We start from the raw sequence: 10213 nt of genomic DNA, 5'->3' as shown, positions 1-10213 counted from the left end.
ATCATCTGGGGGCGCTTGGGGTGGCGGTCCGAGAGCGCGCCGGCCGGGAGCGCCACGATGGCGTTCGGCAGCTGTCCGAGGAAGGCGAGCACGGCGACCTGGAGGGTGGAGGCGTGGAGCACGAGCACGGCCAGAGTGGGGACGGCGACGGCGCTGACCGCCGATCCGGACAGGCTCGCGCATTCGCTCGCGACCAGCAGTCGCAGGGCCGGTGGGGTCGGCCTCCGGGTCTCGGCCGCCTTGGTGGAGGCCGTCACAGGCCCTCACCTCCCCGGAGTTCCGGAGCGGTGAGACTGCCGTAGACGTAGGTCTTGCCTGGAGGAGACCGGCGGCGAAGTGGGCGAGGACGGCCGTCACCGGGACGCTGGAGCAGGAGCACGACGTGCACGATGCTCCCGGGGATCTCGCTCACGACCCGCTCTCCCCCATCAGCCGGTCCAGGGTCCGTCGGCCCCGGGCCGCGACCTGCTCGTCGTTGTTGTCCGGGCCCCAGGCCAGGCAGTTGACCGCGTCCAGGGCGGCCAGGCAGCGCAGAGCGTGCCGCTCGCCGTCGGTGAGAGTGCGCCCGTAGGACGAGAGGAATGCCTTCTCGCGGTCCGGATGGTCGATCCACTGGGTGACCGCCAAGAGGACCAGGTCCTGGACGAGGGCAGCCGGCCGGGTCCGCTCGAAGTCGATGAGAGCGAGCCCGCCCTCGGACACCATCCAGTTCCTGGGCTGGTTGTCGCCGTGGATGTAGCCGACGGGAACCGGGCCGACGCGGCGCAGCCGGGCCGCGTGGTCGCGGACCAACTGCTGCTCCCCTTCGGTGAGCCGGTCACCGGCGCGGGCCAGGTACTTCTCCGTCCCGTCGGCGGCGGCCCCCAGGGAGGCCTCGGCCTCCACCCGGTCGGTGCGGTCGAGTTCCCCGGCCTCGTGCAGCCGGGCACAGAGGGTTCCGGCCTGCTGGTGTACGGCCCGCCAGTCACCGGAGGACAGGCCGAGCGTCTTCGCCGGGGCGCCGGGCACCGTGGTGAGCAGCAGGACCAGATCCTGGGCGCGGCTGTCGATGAGGTGGGGTGCCCGGCTGTGCCCGAGGGCGGGGACCACGTGACGGTATGCCCGGGTCTCACGGGTGAAGAACTTCTCGCTGGGCGACACCTTCACGTACCGGTGCACCCCGTCGGCGCCCGCCACGTCCCACACCCGGGAGCGGTCCCAGTCGTGCGAGGCATCGCGTACGGACACGACGGGCCCGATCCGCTGCTCCGCCCACCCCCGCACCGCCGGCGGCAGTGGCTTCGTACTCCTCGTGCGGCGGCCGGCTTCTTGCTCGGGCGCGAGGCCCCCGGGCGGGAGGGGCGCACGGCCGTCGGATGCGGTGATGTGAGGGAACACGGGTCCTCCGGGGCGGCGGGTGGGGGAGGGTAGGCCAGGTGGGCCAGGTATGGCGGGTAGGGCGGGTGAGGCAGGCGAAGCCACTGCCTCCGGCGGTGCGGCGGTGCGGCGGTGCGGCGGAGCGGCGGTGCGGCGGAGCAGCGGATCGGGCACGTGGGGCGGGCCGGAGCCGGTCAGCGGTCCTGGGAGAGCGCGAGGAGTTCGGCGAAGGTTCCGCCGCCGTGGGCGAGATCGTCATAGCGGCCCTGCTCGGTGATGCGGCCGCCCTCCAGCACGATGATGTGGTCCGCGATCCTCGTGTTCTCCAGGCGGTGGGTGACCATGATGGTGATCCGGTCGGCGGCGATGGCCTTGATCCGCTCGAAGATCAGATGCTCGCCGCGCGGGTCCATCTGAGACGTCGGCTCGTCCAGGATCAGCAACTCGGGCTTGCGGTACAGGGCCCGGGCGCACGCCTCGCGCTGCCACTGCCCGCCGGAGAATTCGACGCCTCCCCAGATGTCGCGGGCCTGGAGGCTGTCCAGACCCTCGGGGAGGTCTTCGACGGCTTCGCGCAGGCCGACCGCGTCGACGGCTTCCCACACGGGCCCGTCGTCGTGGGTGCGGGGCTGACCGAGGGTGATGTTCTCGCGCACCCGCAGCGGCCACTTGGCGAACTCCTGCGGCACCAGGCCGGTGAGGCGCCAGACCGTGCCCGGGTCGGTGTCGGCGAGGTCGCTTCCGTTCCAGGTGACCTTGCCCTTGTCGCAGAGGTAGATCCCGGTGATCAGCCGCGTCAGGGTCGACTTCCCGGAGCCGTTCGCTCCGAGGATCGCGAGGATCTGTCCGCGGTCCAGGGTGAGGGAGACGCCGTCCACCGCGGGTTTGCCCTTGCCCGGGTACTGGTAGACGACCTCGTCGAGCCGGATCCGCTCGACCGGGCCGGTGATCTCGCGTGGTCCGCGCCGGGGAGCACGGGCGGCGGCCTCGTCGAGGAAGGACTGCATGTCGGTGAGGTACAGGCTGGTGTGGAAGACCGCGGCGCCGTTGATGATGACCTGGGACAGGGCGGCCAGCGCGGTCTGGACGGCGATCACGGCCGTGGCGGCGATGGCGGGTTCGATCCGGCCGGTCACGGCGAGCCAGGCGAGTGCTCCCCAGGTCGCGAGGAGGAAGACGCCGCCGGCCAGCGCGGAGAGCAGGGAGATCCGCAGGGTCCGGGGTGCGGCTGCCAGGTTCCGCCGGTCACACCGGTCGGACAGGGCCCGGTACCAGTGGACGAGGTAGTCGGTCATGGAGTTGGCGCGGACCTCGTCGCCGTACTGGGAGGCCGTGGCCCACCAGCGCATCATCCCACGCACGTTGCGGTCGCTGATGTTGGCGTAGTGGATCTCGTAGTCGACGCGGGCGGTCAGGACGGCGCCGATGCCGGCGGGCAGTACGGCGAGGAGCAGCAGGGGCAACAGCATCACGTTCAGCAGGGACAGGACGCTGCCGGCGGTGACCAGGCGGATCAGCGAGGACATGAAGCGCTGGGCGTCGGCGACCATCACGTGGGTACGGACCACCCCCATCTCGGCCGCCTCCTGCCGGTCGGAGAAGCCGTCCCCGGCGTAGGCCGAGGCCTCGACCCGGCAGACCGCCTCGACCAGGGTGCTGTCGGTCTCCGAGGTCAGCAGTGGGGTGATCCGCCGTTCGGCGTACGCGGCCACGGCCCCCGCGGCGCGGTTCATCGCGGCGGCGAGCGCGACCACGAGCAGCGCGGGCAAGGCCCCTTGGAGACGGTCGGCTGCACTTCCGGCGCCGAGTACGGGCCCCATCGCGCGGGCGGTGGCGGCCAGCAGTACCGCGGCGGATGCGCCCGTGACGACCTGGCACCCGATCAGGAGCCGGACGGCCCGCCGGTCGGTCCGCCACGACAGGCGGCTGATCCGGGCCAGGACGGAGGGGAGCGTGGCGCACATCTTCCGGAAGGAGACCTCGGCGAGCGGATTGACGGAGTACTGCCCGCTGTACGTGATCTCCGCAGGCGGCGGCGGAGGAGGAGCGCCGGTCGGTTTGCCGTGCACTTCGGATGCGCTCATCAGGTCCCCCTGGATCGCCGTTCGGACGCTGTCGTGAGCTCAACGACCGCCCCGGCTTTTCGAACACACGTCTTTCGGTCGGCCAGGGAACCCCGGAATGACGGGGGCGGGGGACCGTGCGAACTACACCGACCCGCCTCCCGCAACGGCACTGCCACCAAAGGATGTTGGCCGAATCGCCGAGGTTCCCAAGCGCCGCACGGCAGTGGGTGCGTTGGCGCGCATCGGGCCGGGCCCGCTTGTAGAGTGCGTGGCTTTGCGTACGCCGCGGCCCGCCTCCGAGGAGCCGGATCGGTACGGACGGTGGCAGCGGCCGATAGCCCCTTCCCCCGCGCCGTGGACGTCGCGGGGGAAGGGGCGAGGGAAGGCAGAGGAGGAAGGGGGGCGGGTAGGGGGAAGCGGGTAGGGGGAAGCGGGGAGGGGGCCGGACGGGGTCAGCGGCCCGTAGTGGCGAAGAGGCGGCGCCAGGTTTCCGGGCCCGGGTAGCCGTCCGCCTCCGCGCCGCGCCAGCCCTGCGCCCGCTGGAAGGCTTCCACGTTGCGCCGGTCGCTCTCGGACCAACGGGGGCCGGGGCCCTGGGAGTAGTGCCGTCCGTAGCCGCGCTCCACGAGGCGGCGGCCCAGCCGGGCCACGTGTTCGTTGGCCTGACCGGGGCGGAAGTGCTGCGCGCCGGGGAACGCGGAGTCGGTGGTCGATCCGCCGCCTGCGGAGGGGATGTTCCGCCCCTTGCCACCGGTGAGCAGGGCCCAGGTGGCCGGACCCGGGGTTCCGTCGGCCTCGGCGCCGCGCCACCCCTGCGCCTCCTGGAAGGCCTTGGTGGCGGCCCGGTCCGCGGGGCCCCACACGGGTCCCGGGCCGGAGGTGTAGAAGCGGCCCCCACCGCGCGCCACGAGCATCTCGCCGAGCCGGGTGACGTGGGCGTTGTTCGCCCCGGGGCCGAAGGCGCGTGCCCCGGGGAACGAGCCGGAGCCCTCTTCGCCGCCGCCTTCGCGCAGGCCCGTGTAGCGGTAGGCCACGTAGCGCGAGGAGTTGTTCCAGTACGCGTACGGGTTCGTGCGCTTCAGGGTGTGCGGGCGGGTCTGCTCGTAGGCGGTGTAGCGGTTCATGGACGCGTCGGTCCAGCCGCCGAAGAGCACCACATGGGATCCCGCGCCCGGATCCGACGGGTTGTGGAACAGCAGCATGTCGCCGGGCCGCAGCTCGGACTTGGATATGCGCTGCCCGTACCGGTCCAGGCTGCCGGTCCACTGGTTTGAGCCGAGGCCCCAGGCCATCGACACGAAGCCGGAGCAGTCCGTCCGGTAGCCGTTCCGGTAGGCGTTCATGCTGTACGGGACCCGCGCGTCGACCCACTGCTGGGCCCGGCGCATGATGTCCGCCCGGGTGGTGGTGGCGATGGTGGCGGCAGTGGTGGTCCCCGGCGCGCTCAGGCGCTTCGTGGAGTCCCGGGCCAGCGGGCCGGCAGGCCCCTGCGGAGTGGACTGCGTGCCGTCGGGGAAGGGGGTGCGCCCGGTCTCGACGGCCGGTGCGGCCGCGGCGATCCCCGGTGTGACGGCCAGGCCGCAAGCTCCAGCGACGGTGGCCACGGCCAGGGCCCGGGCCCGCCTGCGCGGCGTGTGCCGGGCGGCGGTGGAGCGGCGCTCGGAACGGCACCCCGGGCAGGGGCAGTCCGCCGCCGGGCGTATCTCGGTGAAGGTGATCAGTGGTACGAGTGGCATGAGTGACATGAGCGGCAAATCCCTCCGTATCGGGGCATATGTACCCGAGTCGATCATGCTCCATCGCGGGCCGGGAGGAGCTCAAGTGCTCCGGTGCGGTGTCCGGCATGTCGGAAGGGCCGCCGGGCGGCGTGCTTCGGAGCCAGGGCGATACAGGCAGACGCGGCGCGCACGTGCGGCAGGCCGCCCTCGGCGCGGCGGGTCCTCGAAGTGGACGCCGCGTCCCCGGGTGGGTGCGGGCTTCGACATTCGGGCGATGCCGGGGATCGGGCGGGCGGGGCGCTGCCGAACGCGGCTGGAGCGTGGTCCGCTGGATCACGGCCGACGACAACCACCGCGCCCGGTCCAAGTACGACCAAGTGGCCACTCGTACGATGTGGGTCACCTACGACATGGCTCCGGCCGGCTGATCGAAGCGATACGCGCGGGGTCCGGACGGCCTGGATCCTGAACGGCCGGGCCCGGACGGTTTGGGGCCCGGACGGCCGACGGCCCGGGCGCGGGGGGGTCGTGCGGGCGCCCGCTGGCGGGACAGGCGGTTGGTTTTGGGGGGGGCGTCAGCCTCCCCGTTCCACATTTTCCCCCCAGACCGGGATGTTGTCCAGGATGTGGGAGAGCGGCTCGTCGCCCTTGGCCTGGGTGGAGTTCTCGGCGCACTGCTGGTTCTGCGGGTTGGACAGGACGTTGACGTCCTGGACGCCCACGTTCGCGAGGATGGCGAGGAGCGACTGGGCGTTTACCTTGACCGGCAGACCGATGCACGGCTTGTTCAGCGTGCCCTGGACCGCGGAGAGCTGGGGGCTCATCGCGCCGTGGGTCTTCTGGTTGCCATAGGCCTGCACGGCACCGTTGCCGTTGACGGTGTTGATCCCGTTGTCATTGCCGATGGCCATGGCCGGAGCGGCCATGGCGCCGCCGGCGCCGATCGCGGCGGCGGTGGTGACTGCGGTGACCATCATCTTCTTCAGCATTACCTGGAGATCCTTCGTTGGAGCGGGGTGGTACCCGTCGGTCATTTCGCCCTGGCAACGCCTGAGACCTTGCACATGTGGCGCTAAGTCACCCGTTTGCAGGATCGGCCCGCTCTACGGACGGGCCGGGGAACCCCGTACGGGGCGGAGCCCGCGGCCGAGGCGGCCTGGGTCAAGGAGCCGTCGCCACTCGACCGGCATGCGCGCGACCCGGACCTCCCCGGGGTGGAGGAGGGCCGGGTCGCGCGGGACGGGACGGGTCAGGATACGAAGCAGAGGGACTGGCCGGTGCCGAAGCCGAAGCCGTAGCAGTCGATGCGGCGCGAAGCGGTGCCCGTCAGACCGGAGTTGTCGGTCACGATCAGCTCGGCGGTGTAGCTGCGCTGCCCGGCCGGGTAGCGGTGGGCGACGGTGGCGCCGGTGCCCGTGGCGGAGTCGCCGAACTTCCACTCGTACGAGGCGATCGAGCCGTCGGAGTCCTTGGAGGCCGAGGCGTCGAAGGAGCAGTCCTGGTACCAGCAGGACACCGAGAACGCGGCGGTGGGCGGGGTGCCCGTCGGGGGCCGCGTGGTCCCGGCGGTGACGGGCTTGGTGACGGTGGCGGTGCGGCCGGAGTTGTCGGTGACGGTCAGCTTGACGGAGTAGGTCCCGGCGGCGGAGTACTCGTGGGACGGCTTGACGTCCTCCCCCTTCGCGCCGTCACCGAACTCCCAGGCGTACGAGGCGATCGAGCCGTCCGGGTCCTTGGACGCCGAGGCGTCGAATGCGCACGAAGCGGCCGACACAGAGCACTGGGCGGCGAAGTCCGCTACCGGCTCACCGGGTTGGGTGGGGGCGCCGAGCTTCGTCACGTTCAGGAACTTGCTGGGGGAGCCCGAACCGGCCCCGGTCACCACGCCCGACTGGGCGTTGTCCACCAGCGCGTCGCGCACCTGCTGCGGGGTGGCGTCGGGGTGCGCCGAGAGGTGGATCGCCGCCGCTCCCGCCGTGTGCGGAGTGGCCATCGAGGTGCCGCTCATCGTCTGCGTGCCCCCGCCCATCTTGGTGGAGACGATGGAGCCACCGGGGGCGAACAGGTCCAGGCAGGAACCGTAGTTGGAGAAGCTGGAACGGGCGTCGTTGCTGTCGGTGGAGCCCAGGGTGATGGCCGCGGGCAGGCGCGCCGGGCTCGTGTTGCACGCGTCCTTGCTGTCGTTGCCCGCGGCGACGGCCACCGGTACGCCCGCGTTGATGACCCCGGCCACGGCGTCGTCGAGCGCACGGTCGGCGGGTGGAGTCTACGCAGCACCCCAGACCCCCGGTAGGGGTCCTGGCAGCTCCGCGGCGCCCGCGACAAGCTGTTAACAACATCCTTTGGGCCGTTCGGAGGGAACCCCGCGTCGATCTCGGGCCGCCCGTGCCACAGCCGCCAGAATCACCGATCGGCAAGCGTGACCCCGTACATCCCAGGAGGCGAACGTGGTGCTCTCTCGACGCGGTCTTGTGAAGGGAGCCGCCGCGGGCGGCCTCCTGCTCGGGTTCCCAGGCCTCACCGTCCAGTACGAGGCCGTGGCGGCGCCGCCCTCCAGACCACTGGTCGACGCGGTCGCCGACGCCTGCGCCCGCCTCGCGGGCCGCGGCTGGCGCACCCTGCTCCTCACCGCGACCCGGGGCGTACTCGACATCGGCGCCCCCGACCTCGCCGCCGAGCTGGCCAAGCCGGTCCCCGACCTGGACCGTTCGGTGCCCGGCTTCGAGGACTTCTCCCCGACCCTGCCCGCCCGCGGCATCGAGCCGGGGATCCCCGCCCGGAGCCTGCTCTACCACGCGTTCGCCTCGCCCCACGTGACCACGGACGGCCGGGGCCGGACCCTCGGCGCGTTCCCGGGCCTCGCCGAGATCGAAGCCGTCGAGAACTACGTCTACGGGGTGCGCCCGCCCTCACTGGCCCGGCTCCGGGAGATCGCCGGGGAGAACCCGCTCGGTGTGGTGGTGTTCGCCCTCGACTACCGTGACGCCACCGGCTCGGTGCACGGCCGCCACGCCGACCTCTGCTTCTCCCGGACCGGCATCACCCGCATGGGCACCACCGGCCCGCACTACGACGCCCGGACCCGCCAGTTCGCCCCGCAGGACCCGAAGCGCCCGTTCGTCTTCCGTACGGTGCCGCAGCGCTTCGCCCCGTACATCGCCATGCAGGTCACCGGGGCCGACAGCCGCACCTTCGGACCCCGCGACATCGTGGACGGCGACGACGAGCGCACCTTCTGGGTGCCGGTGCACAAGCTGTTCCCCGGGCGGGAATGCGTAGAGGGCCTGGACCTGTCCCTCACCCTCGGCTCGCACCTGGTCAACGAGAAGCTCAAGCGCATGCATCTCTTCCTCAGGGAGCAGGGCTATCCGACCGAGTGGACCGGCAAGGACCTGGAGAAGTTCCCCTTCACGATCCGGGACGAGAAGATCGCCGCACTGCTGCCCCCGCAGAAGGGAGCGCACGGTTCCGGGGTGCTCGCCCCGCGTCCCGGGCCGTTCGCGGACCGGGCGCGGTTCGAGGGGGAGTGGCTCAGCTTCAACGTGTCCGCGGACCTGGTCCAGGACCCGGGAATCCTGTACTTCTCCTCCGTCCAGCTGATCCCCGGTTCCCTGGAGACCGAGCCGACCTACCTGGAGGGGACCGCCCCCGACAACGACCGGCGCTCCCCCGAGTACGTCAACATCCGCCACCGCCTGCACAGCGACGGACGGCTGGAGGACCTCAACCTCAACCCGGACATGGACACGATCATCCGGGAGGGCGGCTACCGGGCCCAGCACTGGGTCGACTTCGCCGGCGACGGCTTCGTCTCCGTCGACTGTCCGCAACTCGCCTCGGAAATCGACACGTTCAAGCCCGCCTTCTGCAGCGTCGCGCCACCCGACTTCTTCCCCCACGTCAACCAGCACGACCTCGCGGTGTGGTGGCGCACCCAGGTCCCCGAGGCGATCCGCGCCGCACTGTGGGCCGTACCGCCGCACCCGCTCTCCGAGTTCCGGTTCGCCGGTGACATCACCCTCCCCAAGGGCTTCGACATCTACGACGACACCCTGACCGCCGTCCTCGGCCATCCGGCGCCCGGCGAACCCCTCGCCCGCCCGCTGCCCGCCGGCGCGCGCGGCCGGTACACCGGTCTGCCGGACGCGGCGGCCGGGGTCACGGACCCGGGGTGGGAGGTCAGTCAGGGCCTCGTCTACAGCGAGCCCGGACTGCCGCTCCAGCGGTACATGCAGGCCTACAGCCTGGGCACCCCCTTCCTGGAGGACGTCAAACTCTGTGCGGCACTCGGCAGTTACTGGCCCTCCGTGGCCCCCGACGCGACCCGCACGTTCACCCCGCTCAAGGACGCCCCCGGCTTCGCCTATCCGTGGCCGACGATCGTCCCGCTGACCGACGCCGAGATCGGCATGGAGGAGACCGACGGGCTCGGCCGGCTGCCCTGGGACGGGATCCGGGGGCCGGAGGTCCGCACGGTGGGCGGTCGGCAGGTGGTGGCCTACCAGGACATCGACAGGGCCGACTACATCACCACCCAGGACCGGCTGACCGCCCACCTCACCGCCCGCGTCGACCTTGCCGAGACCAAGTCCCGGGTCCTGGCGATGTCGGCGGTGTACTGGAGCCTGGGCATCCACGACCCCGAGTTCGTGACCCGGTTCGGCGAGAAGGCCGTCATCGAGATCCTGAAGGCCAAATCGGCGTGGGCGGTGGTGTCCTTCACCGTGGTCGATGCCGACGACACCGGACTGGCGGGGGCCCAGCAGGCCACCGGCAGCCGGCTCACCGGGACCCGCCGCTACCGGGTCCGCGTCTACCGGCCCGGGGCCGAATCGCGGGACCCGGCCGACATCCAGAAGGTCCTGGTGGAGATCGAGGAGGACGTACTGGCCTTCACGGACGGCACGGCCGTGCTCTTGCGCAGGGGCGCGGGCCCGTGGACTCGCGACGCCACGGTCCCGACCAGGTGAGGGCGGACGACCCGGCCGTCGGCGACCCGGCCGTCGGCGACCTGGCCGGCGATGACCCCGCCGGCGAATTCCCGTCCGGTGACGGCACGGCCGTGGACGTGCT

Annotated in this window: 7 protein-coding genes and 1 pseudogene; 1 reads left to right on the top strand and 7 read right to left on the bottom strand. The window is 71.9% G+C overall.

Going from position 1 to position 10213, the window contains the following annotated elements:
• The 7 genes and pseudogenes from ACFWBW_RS40245 to ACFWBW_RS40215 form a co-directional block, all read right to left on the bottom strand.
• Positions 1 to 257, bottom strand: a pseudogene (locus ACFWBW_RS40245) (MFS transporter); the annotation flags it as partial.
• A complete protein-coding gene (locus ACFWBW_RS40240) occupies positions 254 to 412 on the bottom strand; it encodes a hypothetical protein (protein ID WP_385384387.1) in 159 nt (52 codons plus the stop codon). The gene ACFWBW_RS40240 and the pseudogene ACFWBW_RS40245, both read right to left, overlap by 4 nt.
• Positions 409 to 1227, bottom strand: coding sequence for a phosphotransferase (locus tag ACFWBW_RS40235; RefSeq protein WP_385384384.1), 819 nt, complete (start codon positions 1225 to 1227; stop codon positions 409 to 411). Before ACFWBW_RS40235 ends, ACFWBW_RS40240 begins: the two co-directional genes overlap by 4 nt.
• A gap of 323 nt (positions 1228 to 1550) precedes the next feature.
• A complete protein-coding gene (locus tag ACFWBW_RS40230) occupies positions 1551 to 3440 on the bottom strand; it encodes an ATP-binding cassette domain-containing protein (RefSeq protein ID WP_385384381.1) in 1890 nt (629 codons plus the stop codon).
• Positions 3441 to 3874: 434 nt separating this feature from the next.
• Positions 3875 to 5167, bottom strand: coding sequence for a peptidoglycan-binding protein (locus ACFWBW_RS40225; RefSeq protein WP_385384377.1), 1293 nt, complete (start codon positions 5165 to 5167; stop codon positions 3875 to 3877).
• A gap of 548 nt (positions 5168 to 5715) precedes the next feature.
• Positions 5716 to 6129 (bottom strand): rodlin, encoded by a 414-nt coding sequence (locus tag ACFWBW_RS40220; RefSeq protein WP_385384374.1) that lies wholly within the window; start codon positions 6127 to 6129, stop codon positions 5716 to 5718.
• Between the two features lie 260 nt (positions 6130 to 6389).
• Positions 6390 to 7373, bottom strand: coding sequence for a PKD domain-containing protein (locus ACFWBW_RS40215; RefSeq protein WP_385384371.1), 984 nt, complete (start codon positions 7371 to 7373; stop codon positions 6390 to 6392).
• Positions 7374 to 7587: 214 nt separating this feature from the next.
• On the opposite strand from ACFWBW_RS40215, the gene ACFWBW_RS40210 reads away from it, so the two are divergent.
• Positions 7588 to 10110, top strand: coding sequence for a hypothetical protein (locus tag ACFWBW_RS40210; protein WP_385384368.1), 2523 nt, complete (start codon positions 7588 to 7590; stop codon positions 10108 to 10110).
• The last annotated feature ends 103 nt before the right edge of the window (positions 10111 to 10213 follow it).

Origin of the sequence: Streptomyces sp. NPDC059957, assembly GCF_042730015.1 — a bacterium.
GTDB lineage: Bacteria > Actinomycetota > Actinomycetes > Streptomycetales > Streptomycetaceae > Streptomyces.
Note: the sequence above shows the minus strand (reverse complement) of the source record. Positions and strands in the feature narration are given on the sequence as shown.